This window comes from Paenibacillus maysiensis (assembly GCF_000520815.1).
Taxonomy (GTDB): Bacteria; Bacillota; Bacilli; order Paenibacillales; family Paenibacillaceae; genus Paenibacillus; species Paenibacillus maysiensis.
On record NZ_ASRY01000028.1, the window covers coordinates 23,776 to 49,723 of the forward strand.

The following is a 25,948-nucleotide window of genomic DNA, read 5'->3' on the forward strand; positions in this document are numbered from 1 at the left end:
AATGAGGAGGCACCCTATTATGAAGCTTCAGGATATGATCGGACTTGCCGTTTTTGATGTTGAGGACGGGAAGCAGGTCGGTAAAATACACGATTTTATGGTGACGGCTGATTGGGAAATTACAGGGATCGAGTTGGAGGGCAAGGGCCTTTTTTCTTCTCAAGTGAAAATGGTAGCTTGGGATGACATCGTTGCTTATGGCGAAGATGCGATTATGATTCGCAATCAGCAGGCTGTCCGTAAAACGGAGGCCAATGATATACAACATACGTATTTGCTTGGACCCGGTAAACTGAAGGATTTATCCGTGCTTACAGAGGAAGGGCTTATGCTCGGACATATTTCGGATGTTTATTTTGACCAGGAAATGGGCAATAACATAATAGGCTTGGAAATCAGCGATGGTTTTGTGTCGGATATTATAGAAGGGCGGAAATGGCTGCCCTGCACCGAAGAAATGTCCATCGGGGAGAATGCTGTTATGGTGCCCCCGTTAAGCGAGCAGCGTTTGGAAAAAGCCATATATTCTGTTAATGGATAGGGTGAGTTTATTGAGATGTCCGAATTGTAATTCCAAAGATATCGGCAAAATCGGTTCCCATCAATTTTATTGTTGGGGATGCTTCATCGAACTTCAAGTGAATGGTGAAAAAATGTCCGTCTACCAAGTGGAAGAGGATGGAACGCTCAGTTCGCTGGACGACCTGTTCTTTGGAGATGACATGGCACAGCAGGACCTGCCGCAAATCCATGCTTCTTCCTAAGTTCACTCTGGGGTAGGGACAGGCAGTCCATCTAATGTGGTGTGGACTATACCGTTCGGCAGATGAACGGATAACAGATAGGACCATGCTTGATGAATAACGAAGAGGGTGACTCCCGATGGCTGTAATAGCCTGGGAGTCACCCTCTTTTTCATGTAGATTCGTGTCTAGATGTATAGCATGCTGTTTATCTGTTTTTTGGGCAGAAATGTTTTACAGCTTAAAGCGTTTAACCTCTTCCAGCAGCAGGTCTGCGTGCGAGTCAAGTTTGGCGGAAAGCTCGGCAATATTGTTCATGGAGTGCCCTTGCTCCTGCACGGAGGAAGCCACCTCCTCGGTGGAAGCTGCGCTTTGCTCAGATACGGCGACTACGCTGGAAATAACATCGGAAATATGTCCGGCGTTTGTACGGAGATGACCAGCCGCAGCGGATACGTCCTCAATCTGGGTAAGCATATGCTGAGAAGCTCCCCGTATGGACTCGAACGCCAGTCTCGTTGCGGTAGCCGCACGCTCCTGTTCTACTGTTACAGCGAGAGCCTTCTTCATTTCCTCTGCGCTCCGCAGTCCCGCAACCTTGATCTCCTCCAGCTTGTGCATAATGCTGTCACTGGAACTTCCTGCTTGTTCAGCCAGCTTGCGGACTTCCCCGGCAACGACGGCAAAGCCGCGTCCGTGTTCCCCGGCGCGGGCTGCTTCAATGGAAGCATTCAGCGCAAGCAGGTTTGTTTGGGTTGCGATATCATGGATGGCCCCCGCCAGCAGTCCAATATCCTGTGTTTTCAACGTGAGCGAGTCTACAGCTTCACCTACAGCGGTTGTGGTTTGTCTGGACTCGGCTGCAAGCTTCGCTTGACGCTCCGCTGTTTCGTACCCGGCCAGCACGGCAGAGTCCGTTTCCAGCACGGCGGCTTGGGTTCGCTTGACGCTTTCACCGATCTGGTCGATGGAGCCTGTCATATGCGACAGCTTTTCAGAGCCGGAATATACAGCTTCAGCCTGATCACTTGCTCCTTGGGCAAGCTCCTGAACCGCACTGGATATTTGGGATGCAATAGTACCGGTATCCTTGGCGTGCTGGTGCATATCATGAGAAGCTGAGCAGACCTCATCAGCCGTATCTGCCACTTTGCGCAGCAAGTGAGAGAGATTATCCGACATGATATTAAAATCCGTACCCAAGCTGGCAATTTCATCTTTGCCCTTAATTTCCACACGCGCTGTCATATCCCCTTCAGCCACCCGCTTGGCGTTCGCTTGAAGCCTCCGAATCGGCTTGATAAAGTTGTTCGCCGCCCAGATCGCCAGTACCATAGCAACGACAAAGATAATAGCAACGATAATGAGCAAATAATTACGAGTGGAGTAATACTCCTGAAAAGCAATATCTTTTGAAATAGACAAACCTACAATCCAGCCTGTACTGGGCATTTTCTTAAAATAAAGCTGGCGATCACTGCCATTGTAGTTGTAGTCGGCTTTTCCCGAAGGGGCGCTGAGCAGGGCCGCCGTGGATGAACCCAACTCGGGCGTATCCTTGAGATTTTTACCAGCCAGCTTGCTGTCCGGATGCGCGACGACAACTCCATTCTGGTCAATCAGAAATGCGTAGCCTAATCCGTTCAGGTTTATGTTTTTAATGATTTTTGTCATGTCGTTTAACATAATATCTTCACTGATCACCCCAGTGATAGAGCCATTGGAGTCCTTGAGAGGCTTTGCAATGGAAATGGTGAAGTCCTGGCTTCCTGCATCAATGTACGGTGAGGAATAATACAATTCCCCCTTGGTTTTGGCATCCTTGTACCACGGACGTGTGCGAGGATCGTAGCCCGCATCAGACCAGCCGGAGCCACCCCAGTAGGTTCCATCCTCAAATCCTGCATAAATGTTGGAAATAGCTTGATCTTTATAATTCTGAAAGGCTGCCTTCAGTGAAGCCACTTTGGCATCTGATGAAATATCGCTGGATTGCAGCCCAGCAGCCAGTGTTTCGATAATTTTGGCGTTTCCGTGTGTCCATCCGTCGAGCTGGTTGACGGTCTCGGAGACTTTGCTATTCATAAGCTCTTGGATATCATGGTTAGCCTGATTTTTAATGCTTGTCAGGGCAATCACGGACAAAGGTCCTGCTGAAACGACAACAATGCAGGTAAAAAGGAGAATAAGCTTCATTTTCAAATTCATAAAAATACCCCCGATGATTCAGAAATGTGAAAATTTAAGATAGTTCTTTTTATGTATATCGTCAGACGTAATCACTTTGTTAATCATTTTCAGTCGTTTTCATATTTTTTTACAATGGTTATTTTTGGGTGCCTTCAGATCTACAGGAAGGATTAAAGTAAAGGTACAGGCATATACTTAAAAGAGGCTAGTCCGGTAAGGGGGCACGGTATGGAGCAATTAACGAAAAGCAGGCTGTTCCGATACGGAATATGGACACTGCTGGGACTCGTCATTCTGTATTTTATCTGGCTGCTGCGGCCTTTGTTTTTGCATCTGTATGATTTTCTGAAAACGATTATTGCGCCATTTGCGGTGGCGATGATTATTTCCTATGTGCTTAATCCTGTGGTCAATATGCTGGGCGGACGCAAGGTACCTCGAAGTGTAGCCGTTCTGCTCATTTATGCCGTATTTTTGGGCAGCCTCGTCGTCATTCTGATGAACCTGATTCCGATGTTTATTGAACAACTGGATGAGCTGAATGAGCACCTGCCCGAGCTGACCATGCATGCACAGGGATTAATGACGAACATGGACGGAAGTATTTTACCCCAAGGGGTACGCTCGGGCATGAATCAGTGGTTTTTTCAACTCGAAAATCGGATGGCTACAGGCATTGCGGCTTTTATGGATAACATCGGCGGGATGATCAATATGTTGTTCAATGTGTTCATTGTGCCATTTCTCATTTTTTATATTTTAAAGGATTTCGATGTGTTCGAACGGGCTATTGTGTCTTATCTCCCGCGATCCCGCCGCAAGGCCATTGTAACGGTGCTCAAGGAAATTGATCAGGCGCTTGGTAACTATGTACGTGGACAACTGCTGGTGTGCGTCATTATTGGGGTGATGGCCTATATCGGATATATGCTGATTGGCATGCCTTATGCGCTGCTGCTGGCAGGAGTGGTGGCTGTGTTCAATATCGTGCCGTATTTAGGCCCGTTTTTGGGGGCTGCTCCGGCGGTTGTTATGGCTTCTACGGTTTCTTTTAAAATGGTGCTGCTGGTCATAGTCGTCAACACCTGTATTCAAGTACTGGAAAGTAACGTCATTTCTCCCCAGGTGGTTGGACGAACCTTGCATTTGCATCCGATTGCCATCATTTTCGCACTGCTGGTGGGCGGGGAAATAGCAGGAATAACCGGGTTAATTTTAGCGGTTCCGGTGATGGCGGTCTTGAAGGTGGCGCTTCAGCATTTTTTTGCTTATTACGTGAAGCGCAAAACGATCTGATTTCGTCCATATACCGTATGTATCTTGTCTGAAATCGCGTTGACACGGCTAAATGACACGGATATACTGAATTGAGTATGTTTAAATGTGTTTATCCAGTAGGGAAAGCTCATTTCGGAGTGCGGCTGAACCCGCCGGGATGCTCCCGTTACCAGTGAAAACAAGGCGATCGCTCGTCCGTTAATCAGATGTTGGGTGCGCAGCTTGCGCATGTAGCATTTCGTACAGAGGGGACGACGATAACCAGGGTGGTACCGCGATACAATCGTCCCTGATCCGTTCAGGGGCGTTTTTCTGTTTTTTATGGCCTGTGCCAAGTACAAGTGACACCATAATTAGGAGGCTACTTAAATGAAAGCTAGTGAAATCCGCTCCAAATGGCTGGAGTTTTTTGAAAGTAAGGGACATGTGATTGAACCAAGCGCACCGCTTGTTCCGCATAAAGATCCTTCCCTGCTGTGGATTAATGCGGGTATGGCGCCGCTTAAGCCTTATTTTGACGGACGTGTGAAGCCTGAAAATCCGCGTATCGCCAATTCGCAAAAATGTATTCGCACGAATGACATTGAAAATGTCGGCAAAACGCGCCGTCACCACACCTTTTTCGAAATGCTCGGTAATTTTTCGATTGGCGACTATTTTAAGGAAGAAGCCATTGTGTGGGCGTGGGAGTTTCTGACTGATCCGAAGTGGATCGGCTTTGACCCGGAGCGTCTGGCTGTAACCGTGTATCCTGAGGATGAGGAAGCGTACAAGCTGTGGAACGAAAAGGTGGGGCTTCCTGCTGAACGTATCATCAAACTGGAAGAAAACTTCTGGGATATCGGCGAAGGGCCTTGTGGACCTTGTACGGAAATTTTTTATGATCGCGGCGAAGCTTACGGCAGCGACATGACGGACCCTGAAATGTACCCGGGCGGGGAAAACGAGCGTTATCTGGAAGTATGGAACCTCGTATTCTCACAATTCAACCATAACAAGGATGGCAGCTACACGCCGCTTCCGAACAAAAATATTGATACAGGCGCCGGATTGGAGCGTTTTGCATCCATTTTGCAAAATGTGGATTCCAACTTCGATACGGATATTTTCCAACCGATTATTCAGAAAACAGCCGCTATGGCAGGGGTTAAATATAACGAAAATGTGGACAGCGATGTGGCTCTCAAAGTGATTGCCGACCATATTCGTACCGTAGCTTTTGCGATTGGTGACGGTGTACTGCCTTCCAACGAAGGCCGTGGTTATGTTATCCGTCGTTTGCTACGCCGTGCTGTGCGTTACGGAAAAATGCTGGGCATGAACCGTCCATTTATGTTTGAACTGGTGGAAACGGTGGGGGATGTCATGGGCGTGTACTACCCTGAGGTGGTGGACAAGCGTGATTTCATCATCAAGGTGATCAAAACAGAAGAGGAACGCTTCCACGAAACGCTGACGGATGGATTAGCTATTTTGGCTGATATCAGTGCTCAGGCAAAAGCGGAAGGTCGCGAGGTCATCAGTGGAGCGGACGCTTTTAAACTGTATGATACGTATGGTTTCCCATTCGATCTCACGGAGGATTATGCGGACGAGCAAGGCTTAAAAGTAGACCGTGAAGGCTTTGATGAAGCGATGCAGGAGCAACGGCAACGTGCGCGTGACGCTCATCAGGACAATGCCAGCATGAAGATTCAGGGTGGAGCCTTGTCTGATCTGGCGGTTAAAAGCGATTTTGTTGGATATAATGACCTTGTAACCGAGTCTAAAATTGTGGCTATTGTATATGAAGATGTGCTGGTGGATAGTGTTAGTGAAGGACAGACTTGTCAGGTTGTGCTGGACGTGACTCCTTTTTATGCTGAAAGCGGCGGACAGGTTAGTGACCATGGCTTGCTGCGCGGGGGTACGGTAACGGCGAAGGTCGAAGGACTGTTCAAGGCACCTCAAGGCCAACATGTACATCAGGTCGTCGTCGAAGCTGGTGAGCTGAACGTTGGCGATACGGTGAAAGCGGAAGTAGACCAAGCATCTCGCGGCGAAATTGAAAAAAATCATACCGCTACGCATTTGCTTCACAAAGCGCTTAAGGAAGTACTGGGTGACCATGTCAATCAGGCGGGTTCTTTGGTAGAGCCTGGGCGTCTGCGTTTTGACTTCTCCCATTTTGGAAGCATTACACCAGAAGAGCTGGCAGATATTGAGCTGCGGGTAAACCGTGCCATCTGGAGCCAACTGGATGTTAATATTGAACTGAAACCGATTGATGAAGCCAAGGCTCTTGGAGCGATGGCGCTGTTCGGTGAAAAATATGGAGATATCGTTCGTGTCGTCAAGGTAGGCGATTACAGCATTGAGCTGTGCGGCGGCTGTCATGTGAGCAACACCTCACAAATCGGACTGTTCAAGCTTGTCAGCGAGAGCGGCATCGGATCGGGTGTTCGCCGGATTGAAGCGGTGACCGGACGCGTTGGCTTTGAATATATGGAAGGCCAGTTGGAGCTGCTAAAAGTATCGGCAGGTCTGGTGAAGTCCAAGCTGTCCGAGGTGCCAAGACGCATCGAATCCTTGCAGCAGCAAATTAAAGACCTCAGTCGTGAAAATGAATCGCTGCAAAGCAAGCTGAGTGTTATTGAAGCGGGTCAGTTGACCGATCAGGTCGTGCAAGCTGGCGGAGTGCAGCTGTTGGCTGCACGCGTGCAGGCTTCCAGTATGGATGCGCTGCGTGCGATTGCCGATGAGCTGAAAGGCAAGCTTCCGGCTGCTGTGCTGGTGCTCGGGGCTGCGATGGACGACAAAGTCAATTTTGTCGTAGCTGTACCGGCAGAGCATACCAAGGCCGGGCTTCATGCAGGCAAGCTTGTGAAGGAAATCGCTGCGGTATGTGGCGGTGGTGGGGGTGGTCGTCCGGATATGGCGCAAGCCGGAGGCAAGGATGCCAGCAAGCTGGACGAAGCGCTCGTGCGCGCCCGTGAATTGGTAGTGGCGGCTTCTCAAGGATAAAGTTCGATAATTTTTGCGGAATTTTGGAAAAAACCGAACTTAGACATTTCCTTGAAGGGCTCTGCTTATGGTATGATGTATAAGAATAAGCTGGCATAAACATGTACACATGTTTTGTGGAAGCGAGGTGTCAACAGTGGATTCCATGGACAAAACGGTCAAATTTAATGTCAAGGCGGATGAGAAGGAAGCTTCTGCTCAGGAGATTTTGTTGACCGTATATGATGCTTTGGTGGAAAAAGAATACAATCCGATTAATCAGATTGTCGGGTATTTGTTGTCAGGAGATCCGGCTTATGTGCCACGGCATAATAATGCCAGAAGCCTGGTACGCAAAAAAGAACGCGATGAATTGATTGAAGAGCTGGTTCGTTTCTATCTGGCCAAGCACCGTTAGGAGACAGGCATGAAAGTAATGGGATTGGATTACGGGGACCGCCGAATCGGGGTCGCCGTAAGTGATGCCTTCGGCTGGACCGCCCAAGGATTGGAAGTCATAGAACGACGCGGTGACGACAGTGAGTTCGGTAAGATTGCAAATCTGGTCCGTGACAATGAGGTCGGCGAGGTTGTAGTAGGCTTGCCGAAAAACATGAACGGTACCGTGGGTCCACGCGGTGAGATTTGCATTGAGTTTGCTAACCGACTCAAGGAGTTACTGGGTTTACCCGTTCACCTTTGGGATGAACGGCTGACGACGCGTTCGGCAGAGCGCACGCTCCTGGAGGCCGACGTCAGCCGAAAAAAACGCAAGCAGGTGGTAGACAAACTGGCCGCAAGCCTGATCTTGCAAAACTATTTGGACGCACACAGTACAAGGTGAGGGGGATTTCGTAATGGCTGAAAATCAAGTGGGTATGGAAGAAGAGCCGGAAATTATTTACATTGCCGATGACGAGGGCAACGAGGAAGAGTTCGAGGTCATTATGAAGTTTGAGGTAGACGGTTCCGAAGCGAAGTACATGATGGTTGCGCCAGTGGACCCTGAAGCCGACGAGTCCGATGTGTACGCCTTCCGTTACGAGGAAGAAGGCGATGATATTAAATTGTTTGTGATCCAAGACGATGCCGAATGGGAAATCGTTGAAGAGACCTTTAATACATTTGTGGAAGAAGAGGACGAGGAAGACGGGAAATGACGAACTATTCACGTGAAGACCTGAGCTGGACCTCTGATTTGAAGGAAGCGTTCGGCGGCGATGTAGAGCTACAGGATGAACAGGGCCGTGCGGTACGCATGGAACTGGAAGCAGAGTTCAAGGTAGGAGAGCAACGGTACGCCGTATTGCGTAAACCTGGAGCTGCTGAAGGCGAGCATGAGCTGTATCATGTGAGCCCATCCCCGGAAGGTGAAATTTCCATCACCACGATTGAGGATGACGATGAGTGGGAAGATATTTCCGAGCTGTATGATGAATGCACGTTGCCGGAAGAGCTGTAAGGTCTGGATAACGAGGAGATCAAACCTGAAAGGGCGGACCAGTCCGCCCTTTTTGGCTGTGAAGGAGTTGGGTAGAAGTGAAGCGAAGGACGACGTTGGTTACGTTGCTTCTATTGTTTGTGATCATAGCAGGCGGAGCAACTCTATATATTTGGAATGCCATGCAGCCTGTCCAGACGAAGACGCAGCCGGTTGCATTTACAGTAGTGAAGGGAATGGGTACATCCGCTATAGCAGATACGCTGGAGCAAAAGGGACTCATACGTAATGCGCTCGTGTTTAAGGCCTATCTTAAATTCAAACAGCAAGGCAGCACATTTAAGGCCGGAAAATATGAGGCTCAGCCTGGTGTTACCTTCGATCAGCTGATTGCCAAGCTCTCGGCAGGAGATGTTGTGAAAGAGGAAATGATCCGTTTTACGATACCGGAAGGATTTACGATCAGACAGATGGCTGATAAGCTGCAAAAGGAAGGACTGGCAGACCGGCAGCAATTTTTGCAGCTGGCCAACGATCCGTCCGCTTTTGACGTCGCGCTGGTGCGGGACATTCCAAAGCAGGCGGGGCTTCGCTATGCGCTGGAAGGCTATCTTTTCCCGGAAACCTATGAGCTGAAAAAGGGCAGTACGACCAAAGATATTATACAGGCGATGCTGGAACAGACGCAAAAACGGCTGGAGACTGTTCCCGATTTGGACGCCAAGCTGAAAGAGCGGGATGAAACGCTGCATCAACTGCTGACCGTTGCTTCTCTGGTGGAGCGCGAGGTGGTTGTGGATAATGAACGGCCTGTCGTGGCTGGCGTTATTTATAACCGGCTCAAGCAGGATAAGAAGCTGGAAATTGATGCTACCGTTCAATATATGCTGGACAAGCAAAAGGAACGGCTGTACTACAAGGATTTAGCTGTAGAAAGCCCATATAATACGTATTTGCATCAGGGACTTCCACCGGGGCCGATTGCAAGTCCCAGTCTGAAATCAGTGGTGGCGGCTTTGCAGCCGGACGCTACGGATTATTTATTTTATGTGACCAAAAAAGACGGAACACACGGACATTTGTTTGCCAAGACATATAAAGAACATTTGCATAATATTCAGGTAAGCAACCGTAAGACAAATTAGGAGGTGAGCCTATGGCTTACAAACCCGAACTATTGGTAACTGCCAGCTCTCCGGAGGATGCTCGTCAAATGCTGGAGGCTGGAGCGAGCGCATTACTTATTGGAGATGACCGCTTTGGGATGCGGTTACCGGGACATTTTACACCGAATCAAATCCGTGAGGTTGTGGAAGAGGCTCGGAAGCATGCGGCCCAGGTGTATGTGTCCATGACCAATTTGATGACGAACGAGCTATTGCCGTTCATTCCCGAATATGTGCAGACGCTTGCCGGATGCGGCGTAGATGCCATTGAGTTCAATGATCCGGCCGTATTAATGGCGGTGAAGGAATACGCGCCTCATCTGAAGCTGTTCTGGAACGGTGAAATGATTTCCACCAACTTTGCAACCGCCAACTATTGGGGAGAGAAGGGGGCTTCGCGTGTCATTTTGGCCCGTGAGCTCAGTATGGACGAAATTACGGAAATGGTGCCCAAGCTGAACATGGAGGCCCAGGTTCAGGTACATGGCATGACCAATATTTATCATTCCAAGCGCAAGCTTGTACAAAGCTATATGCTGCACCAGGGACGTCCGGTGGAAGGTGATCTGGGCAGAGAGCGCGGCTTGTTTTTGATCGAAGCAGAGCGGCAGGACGAGAAGTTTCCGATTTATGAGGATATCAACGGAACACATATTATGAGCTCGGATGATTTTTGTATTATGGAGGACCTGCATATTTTGATGGAGGCAGGCGTGCACAGCTTTAAGATCGAGGGCTTGTTGAAGCCTACGGCTTATAACGTGGCGGTCGTTCGTGCTTATCGCAAGGCGATGGATACCTTTACTGCCGATCCGGATGCTTACGCTTATGATGAAAGCTGGCTGGATGAGGTTCGCCGTCTTCAAGATCCTGAACGGGAACTGTCTTTCGGATTTTTCTATAAAGAACAGGTTTATTAATTTGAAAATGAGTACACAGAGGGGGGAACGTCATGGGAACGATGACCAAAACGAGAAAGTATATGGGCAAACGGAATCGTCTGGATAAGCCGGAGCTGCTGGCTCCTGCCGGAAATCTGGAAAAGCTGAAGTTCGCTATTCACTATGGCGCGGATGCCGTGTACATTGGTGGACAAAAATACGGTCTGCGCTCCAATGCCGATAATTTCAGCTTTGAGGAAATGCGGGAAGGCGTAGAGTTTGCAAAAAAATATGGTGCCAAAGTTATTGTTGCTACCAACATTTATGCGCACAATGAGGATATTGCGGGGATTGAAGAATACCTGCGTAATTTGCACAAGGCGGGTATTCATGCTGTCATCGTCGCTGATCCTGCGATTGTATCTGTGGCATTGCGTACGGTGCCGGAGTTGGAAGTGCATTTGAGCACCCAGCAATCGACGCTGAACTGGCAGGCGGTAAAGTTCTGGAAGAATGAAGGATTACCGCGTGTGGTATTGGGCCGTGAGACCAGCCTGAAGGAAATTGAAGAAATTAAAAAACATGTGGACATCGAAATCGAAGCCTTTGTCCATGGTGCGATGTGCTCTTCATTTTCCGGTCGTTGCGTGCTGTCCAATCACTTTACAGACCGGGATTCCAATCGTGGGGGCTGCTGTCAGTCCTGCCGCTGGAAATACGATCTGTTTGAGGATGCCCGCCAAGACGAGGTGTGGATATCTGAGGAAGAGGCGCAGGATAGTAATGTGCTGAAGCAATTCCAACTTGGTGTTAATCAGCTTCCATTGTTTGAGGAAAATGATAATGCTTTTTCCATGGGCTCTAAGGATCTGTGCATGATTGAAAATGTCCCTGATCTGATTGATGTCGGTGTGGATAGCTTCAAAGTAGAGGGACGTATGAAATCCATTCACTATGTGGCTACGGTTGTAAATGTCTATCGTCAAGCGATTGATTCCTATATGGCTGATCCTGAAAATTATGTGCTCAAGCCCGAATGGATTGAAGAAATTAACAAGGCGGCCAATCGTCCGCTGAATACCGGCTTTTTCTACGATACACCGGATCATGAGGATCATATTTATGAGCCGGAGGAAAAGGCTGTGCCTTATGATTTTGCCGGACTGGTTATGGACTACGATGCTGAGAGTGGTATAGCTACCATTCAACAACGAAACCATTTTAAACCGGGACATGAAATTGAGTTTTTTGGTCCGAACGGAACGTTTTTTAAACAAATAGTCGGAACGATCTGGGATGAAGAAGGCAACGAACTGGATGCTGCCCGTCACCCGCTTCAACGAATCAAAATGCAGGTAGATCAGCCTGTATCTTATTTTGACATGATGCGTAAAAAGAAGTAATTAAGTCTTAGGTCTCGGATAAAAAGATTCAAAAGCCTCTCCTATCGGTTGGAGGGGCTTTTTTTTGAATACTTTTCTAGGAAAAAAGTTTCACAAAATTTAGTGGGAGTTGAAAGGAAAGCTACATTCCTTGTCGAATAGTTCCGATAGATATGATATAGATAATAGATACATAACGGATACGTGGATCAGGAAACTAATTATAGGGTGGTAGGTGAGAGAAATGGGTTTTTTGAAAAAAGAGGGGAATACAACGAAGAAGCAAGCAAAAAAAACGGCTATCATTAAAGGTATCAAGGGCAGCAAGGCGACAACGGCTAAAGGAGACAAAGCAGTGGAGACGTCTTCGAAGGTTGTTCCCTGGTTGGCTAAGGCTACTCGTGTAGGCGCATACAATTTAAAGCGCTTACTCAAGCCGGAAAAGTACAGTAAGGATTTTATGCATTTGGTCAAAAACTATAATCCGGTTCGTTCGGTAGGTATGAAGCTGTTTGTGATCTTTTTTACAGCGATTATGTTGTTTGTGATCAGTCTGGGAATGATTTCATATTATAAAGCCAAAAACACAATTGAACAAAATGCGGCTACCGCATACCAGCAAACGGTTCAACAAACGGCAGAGAAGCTGGATATCATTTTAGAACGCTTTCAAGATACCTCGACACAGGTGTTTTTTGATACTGAATTAAGTGATCAGCTACAAAAGGCGGCAAAGCAGGAGAAAAATTCGTTTGATTCGTTTGTCGCTATGGGTGAAGTAAACAAAAAGTTAACGAATATTGCATTTACAAACAAGGAAATTGATTCGCTTTATCTGTATCCTGAACAGACGGATCTGCCTGCTATGGGCACAGGAACACAAAAGGACGTACGACAGGAGGCATGGTTCAAGGATATTTTAAAAAATAAAGGGATCGTCTGGTTGCCTACACAATTAAATGAAAATGGCAGCAAGACGTTTCGTCTGGCTCGTTCCATGAACAGCATGTCCGGCTTGGGCGGTACTTACGTTCTGGTCATGGATTTGAAGTCCAGTGCCGTGGATGATCAGTTGAAGAGTATTGATCTGGGTGCGGGCAGTATGATTAGCCTTATTACACAGGATGGCGTTTTTATAGGCTCCAACATTGAGGCTCTGGCTGGAGGGAAACAAAAGCTGGATTACGTTTCACAGCTCCAGGGTATTGAAGGAAATCAAATTTTGAAGCAGTCAGCAAATGGGAAAGTGCAAAATGTACTGGCCGTGCATAATACGCTGGGTACCTCCAAATGGATTCTCCTGGGTGTCGTACCTGTATCTGTGCTGGTTAAAGATGCCGAAGGGATTTTAACGACGACCTGGATTTTTGCTACAGTGGCGGCACTGATCGCGTTGTTCATCGGTTTGTTTATGGTGCGCCTTGTGGCTCTCCCTTTAACGCATTTAAAGGATCTGATGCTGGAAGGAGCCAAAGGCAATCTGCAAGTTCGTACCAACTACAACGCGCAGGATGAAATCGGGCAGTTGTCTGTAAGCTTTGATACGATGATGGAGCAGATTACTTTGCTGGTAGATCAGACGAATGTTTCAGCCCAAGAGGTGCTGGATACAGCGACGGAACTCAGTGATGCTTCGAAGAAGACAGCCATCTCAGCCAAGGAAATTGCAGCGGCTACTGAGGAAATTGCTCACGGCTCCGCCAGCTTGGCAACAGAGGCTGAACGTGGCAGCGGACTGACCGGAAACATATCACAGCAAATGGATACGGTTATAGCCTCCAACCATGAAATGAGCAAGGTCGCACAGGAGGTTGAGCAATCCAGTGAACAAGGAACGGTTCAGTTGAAAAACCTTCTGGGTAAGACCAAGGTTACGGAGGAAACAACGCATGCGCTTATGAGCAAAGTAGACAAGCTGAAGGAGACGACCTCCGATGTCTTCAAGGTGCTGGATGTGCTACAGGATATTGCGAAGCAAACGAATATTTTATCGTTGAATGCTACGATTGAAGCGGCAAGGGCCGGAACGGCAGGTCGCGGATTTATGGTGGTGGCCAATGAGGTTCGTCAGTTGGCTGAACAATCGCGTCAAGCCATTCGCACCGCGACGGGAATTATTAATAACATCGTCGGCGAGATGAATGAGACGGTTCAGGCGTTATCGGAGGTATACCCACTGTTTCGACAGCAGATGGGAGCCGTACAGGAGACGACGGACATTTTCCAATCGGTACAGCAGCAAATGGGAGAATTCGCGCTTCGATTGGGCACGGTTACCTCATCTATTCAGGAGCTGAGCGAATCGCAGGCGACCTTGTCGGAGGCGATGACCAGTGTGAGCGCGGTAGCGGAACAGTCCTCCGCCACTTCGCAGGAAGTCGCTTCTCTCAGCATCGAGCAGGCAAATATCGGGAATCAACTGGTAGGATTGTCTGATAAGCTGGAAGGGGTATCGACGAATTTGAAGGAGCAGCTTTCACGGTTTACAGTGTAAGGGCGTGCGTATTCATAAATTGTAGAGCTTGCTGGCGTTTGAGGATTATCGTGTTATATGAATTTATTGTTTACCCAGAAGCCCTTTCCTTAGCCAAGACCTTGCATAGCCTATACAGTACGTTAAAACAAAGGAGGCGTTCTTGTGGGGGAAATGGAAAGAGGCTTCGGAGGAGTGTGGACATCAATAGCTGCTATCCTGACACTATTTATTTTGTTAGTGATCGTCTTGAAAACATTTCTCTTATAACATTGTGGGCTCTACTGCGTTGTACTGGTAGAGCCTTATTTGTTTGCCTGAATGCCCTGTCCTTGAGCAATCTTCTACATATGCTGAAGTGTACTACACATCAAAGGAGGGATCGAGCCATGGGTGGATTTAAAGGTGGTTGCGGCATGTGGACTTCTACGGGTGCAATTTTGGTACTCTTTATTCTGTTGGTTATCATCACTAAAGCCTGTTGGGTTTAATTCGTAAAGAATCGTGAAGGCAAGGCCAATAACCAACCACTCGGCTTCTCAAGCTTGAGTGGTTTTTCCTTTTCAACAAAATGATATGCCATATAGTATACAGATTGGAAAAAACAATTACAGGACATACTACTGGAAAAAAGATGAAAGAAGGATGCGTGTGCCGAGGCGTGGCAGCAGTTTCATTCGAAAACGTCGAATTGCATATACGGCATTGAGCATTACGGCATTGCTACTCCTTTTGCTATTGCGGCTGGCCTGGATACAGGGGACGGCAGGTATCCACATGTCCGCTTACGGAGGGCATTCGCTCAAGGAAATGTCTGTACGACAACGACAGGAGGGAATTGCAATCGACTCGGGACGGGGGCAATTTACGGATCGGTACGGACGCCCGTTAACTGGGGGCGTGGCATGGACACCTGTGCTTTTTCCTGATGTGGACGGTAAAACAGCCCTGCACGGAGAACAGCTTGCCAAGCTGTTGCGGACAAACAAGAAAGAGCTGCTGGCTCGATGGAAGGGGCTGCAATCCCCGTTGTTATGGCGAGACGGGCGTGGAGAACCCCTGCAAATCAAGCCGGATGAAGCGGATAAATTGCTTAGCCTCGCACCTTCGCTGGTAGAGCTTGTACCGTATTCGACACGCTACACAAATTTACCCAATGGCAAGCAGTGGCTTGGCTTGCTGTATGAACGACCAGACCGACCGGGTCAACTGCCGACCGGGGCAGCCGGGCTGGAAAGAACACTGGAGCCGCTGCTGAGCGGTGTCGGTGAAACGTTCGTTTCCCGGTTTGTGGATGCGCAGCGCCGTCCGCTGGCTCATGTGCCGTTACGGGTCAGTGTGCCATCCAATGATCACTATCCTCTACAGGTCCAGACGACAATTGATCTTCCATTACAGCAGCAGCTTGAAAAGCTGACGGAAACCAATCATCTGGCAGAAGGGGCAGCGGTTGTGCTGGATGCAGGGAACGCTGATGTACTGGCGATGGTGTCTCGTCCCTTTTATAACCCTGGTCGCGTCGATCCGCAGCAGACTACAGGCTGGTCTAATCGCGCCCTCAAGGCGGTGACGCCAGGCTCCATTTTCAAGCTTGTTACGGCGGCTGCTGCGCTTGAATCGGGGGTAGTCCAACCGAAGGAGCAATTCCATTGTCATGGGACCTATGGGAAGTATGGTTTGGCATGCTGGAAAAAAGAAGGACACGGCGCTCTGAACCTGGAGGAAGGGCTCGCCGTATCCTGTAATATTGTGTTCGCTCATCTGGGTGAACGGCTTAGCCCTGCCCAAATTCAGGCCACAGCCTCTGCGCTCGGATTAAGCCGGACCGTCGGCTGGCAGGAGCGGAATCTTGCAGGCATGTCGCAGTTCAGTCCGTTGGATCACGAAGAAAAGGGAGCCGTATTCGGCTCCCTTACAAATGTGACTGATCCGGGTGTGCGCGTCCAGACAGCTATCGGTCAGCGAGACGTGCTGGTCACGCCCCTTCAAGCCGCCAATCTCATCGTGACATTGCTGCATAATGGTCAGGTGCATGCTCCACGGCTGGTGAAGCACATCAGCTATGCGGACGGTGGCACGTTGCTGGATCTGCCAGCTCACGCTTCTCCATCACCCGAAGGGAGCCATCCGATTCACGCTTCCACAGCTCTTACGCTTCGCGAAGCGATGGAAAAGGTTGTAGCCCACGGCACAGGTGCATCCTTGCGTGGCAAGTCGTGGCATCTGGCTGGAAAATCGGGCACAGCTCAGGCTCTAAAGGATGGTCAAGCCGTGAATCACCAATGGTTTATCGGGTATGGCCCGGTGGAGCACCCTCGTTATGCCGTTGCCGTCCTGGTACAAAATGCGCCACAGCATTCTGCCAATCAGGCAACAGCACTGTTCGGTCAAGTGATGGACCTGTTAGCTCAATTTTCCTCGGTCCCACGAGAAGCTACACGATCTTCCTCCTGAATTTTAACGATAAAAGGAGGCTCCTCGAATTCTTCTGTCGGAAATCGAATCCATTGCTGCAAATAGCCTTGCTGCCATAATTCCTTCAGTAAAATGATCAGGATTGGAGACAGGATCAACCCGGCCAATCCGAAGATCGACAACGAGATGATGGCAAAGGAAAGCATCAGATAAGCGGATGAAACGCCGATGGAATTACCGGTGATTTTAGGCTCTGCGAGCTGGCGGACGATTACCGCAACTGCCATGACAATGAGTAGCCCTACAGCCAGGCCGGTGTTGCCCGTGATGAACAAATAGACTGCCCACGGAATAAAAATAACAGGTACACCCAGCAGGGGCAAAATATCAAACAAAGCCGCCACAAGAGCCAACGACAGGGCATTATCCACCTGCAAAATGAGTAAACCTATAAATACGAGAATAAAGGTAATCCCTACCAGTATGGCTTGTGCCTTTAGAAAGGCTGAAATTGCTTTGAGTACATGATTTTTCAGAAAAAGATAAGCGGTTTTAAGCGTCTTGGGTGTTTTACTACGGGCAATGCCCTTCCAGAGATTGATCTCCATACTTAAAAAGAAAGCTAAAATAATGGCAACTGCAAAGTTACCCATAAAGACAGTGAAGGAGCTGAGAAACTGTATGAAAAAGGATAACCCCAATTGTGCCCATTTGGTGGCAATGGCGGTCGCAGTTTCAAAATAATCGTTAACGCGTTCGGTAATCCCTGGTGGCAAAGCAGCAATTTTATCTTGGGAAAGATGAAGATACCGCGTGAATTCCGTTTGGATAATTTGGGTATATTGTGGGAGATTTTGCGCCACTTTCGTAAATTGCGTAACGAGAATCAGACCCAATCCAAAAAAAATAGCGAGTAAAAGGATGATAAACAGCAAAACGGAGAGCGCGGAAGCGAAGGGCTTCTTCATGCCTTTGCGGTTGAAATAACGGGCCACAGGCTCAATGCACCAAAACACAACGAACGACAGGAACACAGGGGCCGCGAGCTGATACAGCTTACTGGATACAAGCATAATTAAATACACGGTTAATACAATCAGGCCGATATCAAAAACGGTCCGCCAATATTTTTTATACAATGGTAACATATGTATATAACGACTCCTTTAAGATTTTTATCTATTGTACACTAAATTGGATCTCAATGCGCTTGTATAGGTGTGCAAGGTACAGAATCAAGAGCAGCAGTATAACCGCCTAGAGCAGCATCGGGTTAGACCAGTAATTGATTGTTATGCTCAAGTAAGAATGCAGCAAAATCTCGGCATGCTTACGTCTTTGTGATAACATATAAGTAAGTGAGTTTTCCTCAGGAAGCCTGCTTGGAGTCCAGAAATAGAAAAGTGGGGATAAAACGTGCAGACTTTGCTGTTATGGATGTTTTACATTTCAACTTTTTATGCTTTTATTCCGGCGCTGGTCAGTCGAATGTTTGGATTCCGGGTGTTCCGGCGGGGCAAAAGTGAGCAAGAGTATGCGCTCACCTTCGATGATGGTCCTGATCCGGTGTATACCCCGCAGTTGCTTGATTTGCTGAAACGTTTTGATGCCAAGGCTACTTTTTTTGTTGTAGGAATGCATGCGGAAAAACACCCGGAGCTTTTGAAACGCATGCATGACGAAGGTCACTTGATCGGTATTCATAATTATGTGCACAAATCGAATTGGCTTATGCGGCCCGTCACGGTCAGAAGACAGATTGCCCGGACAGAGGCAGTGATTCGCCGGGTAACCGGGGAGGGAACGACCTTTTACCGCCCACCATGGGGAATTGTGAATTTCTTTGATATTTCCAACTCGAATGGTCTCCGAATCGTATTATGGTCCTCCATGTTCGGGGACTGGAAGGCAAGCATAGAAGCAAAACAGTTGGCTGAGCGGATGCTCAAAAAACTGAGGGGTGGCGAGGTGATGCTGCTCCATGATTGTGGTACAACATTGGGGGCAGACGCAGGTGCTCCGCAAAATATGCTGATTGCGCTGGAGAAGCTGCTGGTGGTTGCCCAAGAACGGAAGCTGCGCAGTGTACGTGTCGATACCTTATTTTGTCGTCAGTCTGCCAGCAGACCTGCTACGACAGAAATATCCAGTACGGGCTGGTTTAAAAAAACGTTGGTATTCGGATGGTTGCTGTATGAGCGGCTATTTCACGCCTTGTTCCGTCTGCGTCCGGTGCGCAAGGAGGATACGATCTTTTACTACCGTCGGAGTATCTATCATGGGCCAAATGTGAATATGGAGAACGGCAGATGGCTGGAAAAAGGGGATGCCATCGTCGAGCTGCATTTTGATAATAAAATGCTGTTTCAATTAGGCACAACCGCCAAGTCTATGGTGCATTTGGCTATTCAACTGATTCGGATTGTTAAACGACAGCTTCCTGATCTCGCTTGCCGAATTGCAGATGATCCCAAAATGAACGGTATTAAGGCCGTCTATGCAGTGAGTATGATTAACCGGGGACCGGAGAAGCTGGGTTTTCAGATACGAGATCTTCCCAAGGGACTGTTCAGGATAGTGTCAACCCTATATTTAAAACTGTTATTTAGTGTTATCCATCCTTCCGGCCCAGAGCAGTTGAATGAAAAAAGGGACGTAATGGTGCCAAAGATGATTGTGATGCCGATTGATACTCTGTTTGACCGTTTTTGGACAGGAGATTTATACCATACGGGTCAAGGCCAAAGCACAACAGATTCACGGGACGCTGCTCATGTTCTCCACAGCGGAGTGACCGATGAAGCTAGCCCTATTCAGGATACGGTCAGAGCCTCATCAAGTAGCGGATACGAGATCAAGTAGTTGAATTAACGCTAAAAAGCCTCCCAACCCCTGTGATCAGGGTGTTCAGGAGGCTTTTGTTTATTCGTTTTTAAAACATATCATGATAAGGATTAGATTTTCATAATACCGCCGTTGCTTGCATTGGTCACCAGCTTGGAGTAACGCGCCAGGTAACCTGTTTTAACCTTCGGTTCAAAGCCTTTCCAGTTCGCCCGACGACGTTCAAATTCTTCGTCACTAATTTGCAGTTCAATCGTACGATTGTTCAGATCCAGCTCGATAATATCCCCGTCCTCAACAAAAGCGATAGGGCCACCTTCTGCTGCTTCGGGGGAAATGTGACCGATGGAGATACCACGGGATGCGCCTGAGAAGCGTCCGTCTGTGATCAGACCGACCTTGGCACCAAGTCCCATACCGACGATTTGCGAAGTTGGAGCGAGCATTTCAGGCATACCCGGTCCACCTTTAGGACCTTCATAACGGATAACAACAACGTGGCCTTCTGCGATTTTACCGTTTGCGATGCCAGCCAGCGCATCTTCCTGTGAATCAAAGCAGATGGCAGGGCCTTTGTGATAGCCACCAACAGACGGATCAACTGCACCGACTTTAATGATGGAGCCTTGCGGCGCCAGATTACCGAACAATACAGCCAAACCGCCGCGTTCGGAATAAGGGTTGTCCAGCTTGTGGATAACATTGGTATCCAGAATTTCCTGACCCTCTACATTTTCACGGAGTGTTTTTCCGGTTACGGTAATACAGTCACCATGCAGCGCGCCCGGTTTCTTCAGAAGTTCATTCAACACTGCGCTTACGCCGCCTGCATTATGAACATCCTCGATATGATAGTCGGAAGCAGGTGCTAATTTGGACAAATGAGGTACGCGGTTCGCCACTTCATTAATCCGTTCGATAGGGTAGTCTACTTCAGCTTCATGAGCCAGTGCCAATGTGTGCAATACTGTATTGGTAGAGCCACCCATTGCCATGTCCAGCGCAAATGCGTTATCAATAGCTTCTTTAGTCACGATATCACGCGGTTTCAGGTCCAGCTTGATCAATTCCATCAATTGACGTGCAGATTGTTTGACGAATTCTTTACGTTCTTCCGCTACTGCGAGAATGGTGCCGTTACCAGGCATAGCCAGACCCATCGCTTCTGCGAGACAGTTCATGGAGTTCGCTGTGAACATACCTGAGCAAGAGCCGCAAGTTGGACAGCCGTATTGTTCTAATTCCAGCAGGCTTTGATCGTCGATTTTACCAGCCTGATATGCACCTACGCCTTCGAAGACGGAGGTCAGGGAAATAGAGCGTCCGTTCTTGTCTTTACCAGCTTTCATAGGACCGCCGCTAACGAAAATAGTTGGAATGTTAACGCGCAATGCGCCCATCATCATGCCGGGTGTGATTTTATCACAGTTAGGAATGCAAACCATGCCGTCAAACCAGTGAGCGGAAACGACAGTTTCCAGAGAGTCAGCTATAATTTCGCGGCTTGGCAGAGAATAACGCATACCGATGTGCCCCATGGCAATACCGTCATCTACACCGATGGTGTTAAACTCGAAAGGTACACCGCCTGCCTCACGAATGGCTTGCTTGACAATTTTGCCGAATTCCTGCAAATGGACGTGACCCGGTACGATATCAATATACGAGTTGCATACCGCAATAAACGGTTTGTCAAAATCTTCTTCCTTGACACCCGCTGCGCGCAGCAAGCTGCGGTGAGGAGCGCGGTCAAAGCCTTTTTTAATCATATCGGAACGCATTTTCGTCTTTGCTGTCATGATGCTGGTTTCCCCCCAAAGTATAAAATAGTATGGCGTTCAATGGACGCCGTAATAGCGCAGATGTTTTCTAAAGAGTCTATCATAGATGTGAGCTTTTTTCTACATATATAGAAAGTAATCGATTGGATTTTTGTGATGTCGGCCAAATATGAAAAAGCCCACTCCGCAATAAGCGGGATGGGCGTGAGCTTGCTTTTAAAGTGATGAAGGGTGTTTTATGTGGTACTGCACATTAATTTCTGCCGCCTTTGCGTCCAATGTCCCTGTAAAAATCTTTGTCATGGGACTCTGCCGTAGCATCGCCGCCGCGTTTACCAATTTCCTGATAAAATTCTTTATCATGGGAGTTAGCAGTGGCTTGCCCGCCTTTTTTACCAATCTCCTGGTAAAATTCCTTATTGTGCTTCTTAGATGTAGCTTCTCCACCCATACGACCTGCCTCTTCGCGACTCATTTTACCCTGATCCTGATTACGTGCCATGACAAATCACTCCTTTATGAAAAGTTGTTTTTTGTTGCGCGCATCCTTTACTTACCACATCACGCCTTGATGAAACAGGCTCTTTGCTAAGTAAAGAGGGTCAGGGTCCGCCTGATTTTCCGTCTGATAGCGGATTGTCGCGTGCAGATACTTGAATCAGAATGGACATAAAAAGTTATGCGGATCGTTTAAAAAGGTAAGGAGACGGTTTAAGCATCCAGTCGACCCGTGGCTCGATTAAAGGATGTGTTGCATTCCGCACCCAAGGCAGAGTTAGCAGACAGCACAGACCCGCAGCACACGCTACAATCAGCATCACTTCTATCGGAGTGTCTATATAATCGTAAATTCCCTTGGCAACAGTGGTGCGGACAATCAGACCATGAAGTAAAAAGACGTATAATGTCCGCCGCCCCATTTCAGTTATACGTCCAGTGACGGCTGGAACAAAGCTCAGAAACGCAATGGCCGCTATGAATTGCACTCCGTAAAGGCCAATGCGGTAAATCCCCGCATACCATTCGGTATGGCCCAGTTCACTATAAGTCATGCTGCCATACAGCCAGCCTGCCGGAATCCCGTAGTATGACGTTCCCGCCAGTACCATAAGCAGAAGGGACACAACGCCTGCGATCACACGAACTGGAGTCGTGAAGAAGCGACGAACATCTGCATAATGCAGATGATACCCTGCTACGAAAAAGGGCAAATAAACAAAGGTTCTGCTTATGCTGAGCCAGATGCCATCCACCGGTAGATACCCGACAAGGATACCCAGCAGCACGGAGATACCTATTTGAACAACAGGCGGCATTCCCTGGAAAGCAAGCATCAGCAGTCTCCAGCAAATATGACTGGCAAGGAACCAGAGCAGCAAATAAGGTGCAAAAAAAGAATGATGAATATGAGGGACATGGAAGAGTACAGCATCCAATATCGAATAGAGGGTTTGGAAAATAAGATATTGCATACCGATCTGAAGCAAGACTTTCCGGCCTGCGGGCCCAGCTAACGATGTTTTAGCAAAGTACCCTGTAACGAGCACAAACAACGGCATATGAAACATGAATATCCAGCTAAACCATTGTTGGGCGATGTGAAGCGAGCCGACCAATGGCTCCAGAGCATTGCCTGCAAATACGCATATGATCAGCATAAAGCGCAAATTGAGAAAAAAGCTTTCTCCTTGTATGTCATGGCTTGTCGTCATGTAATTCCCTCCGAACGGCACTCAGCCGAGTAAACTCTGTATAAAATAATCCTTACAAGGAACAAGGTACGATACTCTGAGCCTTACCATTGTGATTTTATTCACAATAGTAAGCGTTATCATGTCCTTAATATGTGGCGGAAGCTTGAACAGGGGGAAAAGACCGGGCTAATGTCTGGAAATGTCTTCTTATTTGACCCTGTGTGCGCAACGATGGTACCCTAACAAGGCTATAGATAAGCTGATTTGCGCAGCAAAAAAATTTCATCCACAAGTCATGAATCACGAGGTAAGAAATACGAAAGGAACATTTAAAATGAGAAGAAGAACGAGAAGATCATACAGCTCATATGGGACACGCGGTCCCCGGAAAATATGGAAAATTCTTTTGGGTATCCTGATTGTCATTGTGCTTATCGCTGGCTGGGGAGCATGGAAGGTATTTACGCCCTATCAGCCTGACAACACGGCCACTGCGGCATTAGCAGAAGCAGCCGATGCTGTGAAGGTGAGCGAACAGGAGCATTGGGTTGGTTTTGAGCCTGCAAAAAGAAATGGTGCTGGAGTTATTTTGTATCCGGGTGCGTTGGTGAAGCCCGAAAGTTATGCTCCTTTGGCCCGCCGTCTGGCGGAAAAGGGTCATCATGTGATCATTGCAAAAATGCCGCTGAATCTTGCATTGACTTCCCCGGATTTGGCGGGTGAGGTACTGAAGGCATATCCGAAAGAAGCTTTTGTGATTGGAGGCCATTCGTTAGGTGGTGTTATAGCAGCCCGCTATGCCGCTGCACATCCCGATCAGGTCAAGGGCGTATTTTTCCTTGCTTCCTACCCAGACAATAAAGGAAATTTGAAGGATAAAAATCTGCCGGTCATTTCCCTGCTTGGAAGTGATGATGGAGTTATTAAAATGGAAAGTGTTCAGAGTGGAAGAGCTTATCTACCAGCCAATACGCTGTATTTTACAGTTGAGGGCGGCAATCATGCCCAATTCGGCAGCTACGGAGTCCAAAAGGGGGATAACCCAGCGAAAATTAGCCCAGCCGAGCAATGGAATCAGACGGTTTCAGCTTTGCAGGACTGGATGAAAGAGAGTGTAGATTCAGCTCCAAAAAAACAGTAATGAGGAGGCGGGCTGCATGTCTGAGTTAGTCGTTCAGGGACAGCGGTTTCCATGCCGTGGCATTTTATTGGACAAGGATGGCACACTGCTGGATTTTATTCAGTTGTGGGGTCCCTGGGCCCGTTCTATACTAGAGATGCTGGAACAGCATCTTGCTGTGGCAGGTACAGATTTTATGGTGGAAAAAGGCAGCATTCTGGGTACGATCCACGACCCTGAGGGGCACGTGATCGGCTATGATCCTTCCGGCCCGCTGGCGATGGGGACAGTGGATGAAAGCACGGGTGTACTGGCTTGGCAGCTTTATACTGCCGGTGTACCATGGAATGAAGCAGTAAGGCTGGTTCGGGATTTTAACAAAACGGCGATGGCTGATGTGCGGCGACATCGGGCAGCGAAGGTGTTTCCGGGCTTACGGACGCTACTGGAGCAAAGCCGCCGTGCCGGATTGAAGCTGGCAGTTGTGACCTCTGACAGTACAGAGGCTGCGCAGGAGCACCTGGAGTGGATGGGGCTGACGTCATATTTTGACGAGGTCATCGGACACGACAGGGTTACATACGGTAAGCCGGACCCGGAGATGGCTGAAAAAGCTTGCTCCTTGCTGGGACTGTCACCAGCGGATGTGGTTGTCATCGGAGACAGCAACGGGGATATGCAGATGGGCAAGCGTGCCGGGGTGCGGCGGGCCATCGGATTTGCGCCAGAGCCGGAACGTTCCGGTCATTTGCTGGATGCGGACATCATCGTCCACGGATATGAAGAGCTGGAGGTGCGTGAAACATGGACAAAGTAAAAACGTTGGCTGATTGGATACAGCAATCACAAAACATTGTTTTTTTCGGTGGGGCGGGTACGTCGACGGAGAGCGGTATCCCGGATTTTCGTTCGGCGGCTGGTCTGTATCAGAGTGAGGAAAAATTGCCATATCCCCCGGAGGTTATGCTTAGCCGTTCCTTTTTTGTGAAGCATCCTGAAGTGTTCTTCGGCTTCTACCGGAGTAAAATGCTGCATCCGGATGCAGAGCCGAACGGCTGCCATCGTTTCCTTGCGTCACTGGAACAGCAAGGCCGCCTCAAAGCAGTCGTGACGCAAAACATTGACGGCTTGCATCAGGCCGCAGGCAGTGTGAATGTGCTGGAACTTCACGGCTCGGTGCATCGCAATCATTGTATGGAGTGCGGGCGCTTTTACAGTCTGAACGAAGTGATGGACAGCTCCGAGGTAGTGCCCAAATGTCCGGTAGATGGTGGGATTATCAAACCGGATGTCGTTTTATACGAGGAAGAGCTGGATCAGGATACGCTTGTCCGGTCCATTCAGGCTATCTCGCAGGCCGATCTGCTGTTAATTGGAGGAACCTCGCTGACGGTGCATCCTGCGGCGGGGCTGATTACTTATTTTCACGGTAAACATACGGTGCTGCTCAATACAGACCCCACCTCTTATGATCACAAGGCGGATCTCCTGATGACCGATCCCATCGGCAAGGTTATGGAAGAACTCGGCAATCAATTGGGTTTGTAATCGTTTTCTT

24 protein-coding genes are annotated in these 25,948 nt (G+C 48.4%); 18 read left to right on the forward strand and 6 right to left on the reverse strand.

Annotation, left to right across the window (positions count from 1 at the left end):
- The first annotated feature begins 19 nt into the window (after window positions 1–19).
- Together L696_RS0102155 and L696_RS0102160 are read left to right on the forward strand one after the other, a co-directional pair.
- Complete coding sequence (locus L696_RS0102155) at window positions 20–541, forward strand: PRC-barrel domain-containing protein (RefSeq protein ID WP_025682186.1); 522 nt, start codon at window positions 20–22, stop codon at window positions 539–541.
- A 10-nt stretch (window positions 542–551) separates the two neighbouring features.
- Window positions 552–764, forward strand: a complete 213-nt coding sequence (locus L696_RS0102160; RefSeq protein ID WP_025682187.1) for a hypothetical protein — start codon at window positions 552–554, stop codon at window positions 762–764.
- Window positions 765–977: 213 nt separating this feature from the next.
- On the opposite strand, the gene L696_RS0102165 is transcribed toward L696_RS0102160, so the two are convergent.
- Window positions 978–2,951, reverse strand: coding sequence for a methyl-accepting chemotaxis protein (locus tag L696_RS0102165; protein WP_025682188.1), 1,974 nt, complete (start codon window positions 2,949–2,951; stop codon window positions 978–980).
- Window positions 2,952–3,161: 210 nt separating this feature from the next.
- Between L696_RS0102165 and L696_RS0102170 the strand changes: the two genes are divergently transcribed.
- Window positions 3,162–4,229, forward strand: a complete 1,068-nt coding sequence (locus tag L696_RS0102170) for an AI-2E family transporter (protein ID WP_025682189.1) — start codon at window positions 3,162–3,164, stop codon at window positions 4,227–4,229.
- Here the strand turns inward: L696_RS0102170 and L696_RS30165 are convergent.
- Window positions 4,205–4,546 (reverse strand): hypothetical protein, encoded by a 342-nt coding sequence (locus L696_RS30165; protein ID WP_155985294.1) that lies wholly within the window; start codon window positions 4,544–4,546, stop codon window positions 4,205–4,207. The genes L696_RS0102170 and L696_RS30165 overlap by 25 nt on opposite strands.
- A 34-nt stretch (window positions 4,547–4,580) precedes the next feature.
- On the opposite strand from L696_RS30165, the gene alaS reads away from it, so the two are divergent.
- The 11 genes from alaS to L696_RS0102230 all read left to right on the forward strand — a co-directional run bounded on the left by alaS (window position 4,581) and on the right by L696_RS0102230 (window position 16,990).
- Complete coding sequence (gene alaS / locus L696_RS0102175; RefSeq protein WP_025682190.1) at window positions 4,581–7,214, forward strand: alanine--tRNA ligase; 2,634 nt, start codon at window positions 4,581–4,583, stop codon at window positions 7,212–7,214.
- 136 nt (window positions 7,215–7,350) lie between these two features.
- Window positions 7,351–7,611 (forward strand): IreB family regulatory phosphoprotein, encoded by a 261-nt coding sequence (locus L696_RS0102180; protein WP_007431624.1) that lies wholly within the window; start codon window positions 7,351–7,353, stop codon window positions 7,609–7,611.
- Between the two features lie 9 nt (window positions 7,612–7,620).
- On the forward strand, window positions 7,621–8,037 hold the full coding sequence (gene ruvX / locus L696_RS0102185) for a Holliday junction resolvase RuvX (RefSeq protein WP_014282932.1): 417 nt from the start codon (window positions 7,621–7,623) through the stop codon (window positions 8,035–8,037).
- A 13-nt stretch (window positions 8,038–8,050) separates the two neighbouring features.
- On the forward strand, window positions 8,051–8,353 hold the full coding sequence (locus L696_RS0102190) for a DUF1292 domain-containing protein (protein ID WP_025682191.1): 303 nt from the start codon (window positions 8,051–8,053) through the stop codon (window positions 8,351–8,353).
- Window positions 8,350–8,655, forward strand: a complete 306-nt coding sequence (locus L696_RS0102195) for a DUF1292 domain-containing protein (protein ID WP_025682192.1) — start codon at window positions 8,350–8,352, stop codon at window positions 8,653–8,655. The genes L696_RS0102190 and L696_RS0102195 overlap by 4 nt, the downstream gene beginning before the upstream one ends.
- A 95-nt stretch (window positions 8,656–8,750) precedes the next feature.
- Window positions 8,751–9,779, forward strand: a complete 1,029-nt coding sequence (mltG, locus tag L696_RS0102200) for an endolytic transglycosylase MltG (protein WP_025682193.1) — start codon at window positions 8,751–8,753, stop codon at window positions 9,777–9,779.
- Window positions 9,780–9,790: 11 nt separating this feature from the next.
- The gene (locus tag L696_RS0102205; protein ID WP_025682194.1) at window positions 9,791–10,720 is read left to right on the forward strand and encodes a peptidase U32 family protein; all 930 of its coding nucleotides are present in this window, start codon (window positions 9,791–9,793) and stop codon (window positions 10,718–10,720) included.
- Window positions 10,721–10,752: 32 nt separating this feature from the next.
- Window positions 10,753–12,084, forward strand: a complete 1,332-nt coding sequence (locus L696_RS0102210) for a peptidase U32 family protein (protein ID WP_025682195.1) — start codon at window positions 10,753–10,755, stop codon at window positions 12,082–12,084.
- Between the two features lie 223 nt (window positions 12,085–12,307).
- Window positions 12,308–14,557 (forward strand): methyl-accepting chemotaxis protein, encoded by a 2,250-nt coding sequence (locus L696_RS0102215; RefSeq protein WP_025682196.1) that lies wholly within the window; start codon window positions 12,308–12,310, stop codon window positions 14,555–14,557.
- Between the two features lie 368 nt (window positions 14,558–14,925).
- Complete coding sequence (locus tag L696_RS29130; protein ID WP_081750672.1) at window positions 14,926–15,027, forward strand: YjcZ family sporulation protein; 102 nt, start codon at window positions 14,926–14,928, stop codon at window positions 15,025–15,027.
- A 154-nt stretch (window positions 15,028–15,181) separates the two neighbouring features.
- Entirely contained in the window at window positions 15,182–16,990 is a 1,809-nt protein-coding gene (locus tag L696_RS0102230) for a peptidoglycan D,D-transpeptidase FtsI family protein (protein WP_209440927.1), read from the forward strand.
- Here L696_RS0102230 and L696_RS0102235 read toward each other — a convergent pair.
- Window positions 16,945–18,099 carry an AI-2E family transporter gene (locus L696_RS0102235; RefSeq protein ID WP_025682198.1) on the reverse strand — a complete coding sequence of 385 codons (1,155 nt, stop codon included), beginning with the start codon at window positions 18,097–18,099 and terminating at the stop codon, window positions 16,945–16,947. The genes L696_RS0102230 and L696_RS0102235 overlap by 46 nt on opposite strands.
- A 268-nt stretch (window positions 18,100–18,367) precedes the next feature.
- On the opposite strand from L696_RS0102235, the gene L696_RS0102240 reads away from it, so the two are divergent.
- A complete protein-coding gene (locus L696_RS0102240; protein WP_049827242.1) occupies window positions 18,368–19,813 on the forward strand; it encodes a polysaccharide deacetylase family protein in 1,446 nt (481 codons plus the stop codon).
- Window positions 19,814–19,905: 92 nt separating this feature from the next.
- On the opposite strand, the gene ilvD is transcribed toward L696_RS0102240, so the two are convergent.
- The 3 genes from ilvD to L696_RS0102255 all read right to left on the reverse strand — a co-directional run bounded on the left by ilvD (window position 19,906) and on the right by L696_RS0102255 (window position 23,288).
- Window positions 19,906–21,594, reverse strand: a complete 1,689-nt coding sequence (ilvD, locus tag L696_RS0102245) for a dihydroxy-acid dehydratase (protein ID WP_025682199.1) — start codon at window positions 21,592–21,594, stop codon at window positions 19,906–19,908.
- A gap of 235 nt (window positions 21,595–21,829) precedes the next feature.
- A complete protein-coding gene (locus tag L696_RS0102250) occupies window positions 21,830–22,078 on the reverse strand; it encodes a KGG domain-containing protein (RefSeq protein ID WP_014282920.1) in 249 nt (82 codons plus the stop codon).
- A 175-nt stretch (window positions 22,079–22,253) separates the two neighbouring features.
- Window positions 22,254–23,288, reverse strand: a complete 1,035-nt coding sequence (locus L696_RS0102255) for an acyltransferase family protein (RefSeq protein WP_025682200.1) — start codon at window positions 23,286–23,288, stop codon at window positions 22,254–22,256.
- A gap of 316 nt (window positions 23,289–23,604) precedes the next feature.
- Here L696_RS0102255 and L696_RS0102260 point away from each other — a divergent pair, with 316 nt between their 5' ends.
- The 3 genes from L696_RS0102260 to L696_RS0102270 are packed head-to-tail and all read left to right on the forward strand — an operon-like array spanning window position 23,605 to window position 25,938.
- Window positions 23,605–24,411, forward strand: a complete 807-nt coding sequence (locus tag L696_RS0102260) for an alpha/beta fold hydrolase (protein WP_025682201.1) — start codon at window positions 23,605–23,607, stop codon at window positions 24,409–24,411.
- A 16-nt stretch (window positions 24,412–24,427) separates the two neighbouring features.
- Complete coding sequence (locus L696_RS0102265; protein WP_025682202.1) at window positions 24,428–25,207, forward strand: HAD family hydrolase; 780 nt, start codon at window positions 24,428–24,430, stop codon at window positions 25,205–25,207.
- Window positions 25,195–25,938, forward strand: coding sequence for an NAD-dependent protein deacylase (locus L696_RS0102270; RefSeq protein ID WP_025682203.1), 744 nt, complete (start codon window positions 25,195–25,197; stop codon window positions 25,936–25,938). The genes L696_RS0102265 and L696_RS0102270 overlap by 13 nt, the downstream gene beginning before the upstream one ends.
- Window positions 25,939–25,948: the final 10 nt, after the last annotated feature.

Coding starts and splice junctions, on each gene's coding strand:
- L696_RS29130 (WP_081750672.1), top strand. CDS start 14,926: ATGGGTGGATTTAAAGGTGGTTGCGGCATGTGGACTTCTACGGGTGCA.
- L696_RS0102170 (WP_025682189.1), top strand. CDS start 3,162: ATGGAGCAATTAACGAAAAGCAGGCTGTTCCGATACGGAATATGGACA.
- L696_RS0102230 (WP_209440927.1), top strand. CDS start 15,182: ATGCGTGTGCCGAGGCGTGGCAGCAGTTTCATTCGAAAACGTCGAATT.
- L696_RS0102235 (WP_025682198.1), bottom strand. CDS start 18,099: ATGTTACCATTGTATAAAAAATATTGGCGGACCGTTTTTGATATCGGC.
- alaS (WP_025682190.1), top strand. CDS start 4,581: ATGAAAGCTAGTGAAATCCGCTCCAAATGGCTGGAGTTTTTTGAAAGT.
- L696_RS0102255 (WP_025682200.1), bottom strand. CDS start 23,288: ATGACGACAAGCCATGACATACAAGGAGAAAGCTTTTTTCTCAATTTG.
- L696_RS0102260 (WP_025682201.1), top strand. CDS start 23,605: ATGAGAAGAAGAACGAGAAGATCATACAGCTCATATGGGACACGCGGT.
- L696_RS0102190 (WP_025682191.1), top strand. CDS start 8,051: ATGGCTGAAAATCAAGTGGGTATGGAAGAAGAGCCGGAAATTATTTAC.
- L696_RS0102155 (WP_025682186.1), top strand. CDS start 20: ATGAAGCTTCAGGATATGATCGGACTTGCCGTTTTTGATGTTGAGGAC.
- L696_RS0102215 (WP_025682196.1), top strand. CDS start 12,308: ATGGGTTTTTTGAAAAAAGAGGGGAATACAACGAAGAAGCAAGCAAAA.
- L696_RS0102265 (WP_025682202.1), top strand. CDS start 24,428: ATGTCTGAGTTAGTCGTTCAGGGACAGCGGTTTCCATGCCGTGGCATT.
- L696_RS0102205 (WP_025682194.1), top strand. CDS start 9,791: ATGGCTTACAAACCCGAACTATTGGTAACTGCCAGCTCTCCGGAGGAT.
- L696_RS0102210 (WP_025682195.1), top strand. CDS start 10,753: ATGGGAACGATGACCAAAACGAGAAAGTATATGGGCAAACGGAATCGT.
- L696_RS0102250 (WP_014282920.1), bottom strand. CDS start 22,078: ATGGCACGTAATCAGGATCAGGGTAAAATGAGTCGCGAAGAGGCAGGT.
- ilvD (WP_025682199.1), bottom strand. CDS start 21,594: ATGACAGCAAAGACGAAAATGCGTTCCGATATGATTAAAAAAGGCTTT.
- ruvX (WP_014282932.1), top strand. CDS start 7,621: ATGAAAGTAATGGGATTGGATTACGGGGACCGCCGAATCGGGGTCGCC.
- L696_RS0102165 (WP_025682188.1), bottom strand. CDS start 2,951: ATGAATTTGAAAATGAAGCTTATTCTCCTTTTTACCTGCATTGTTGTC.
- L696_RS0102270 (WP_025682203.1), top strand. CDS start 25,195: ATGGACAAAGTAAAAACGTTGGCTGATTGGATACAGCAATCACAAAAC.
- L696_RS0102195 (WP_025682192.1), top strand. CDS start 8,350: ATGACGAACTATTCACGTGAAGACCTGAGCTGGACCTCTGATTTGAAG.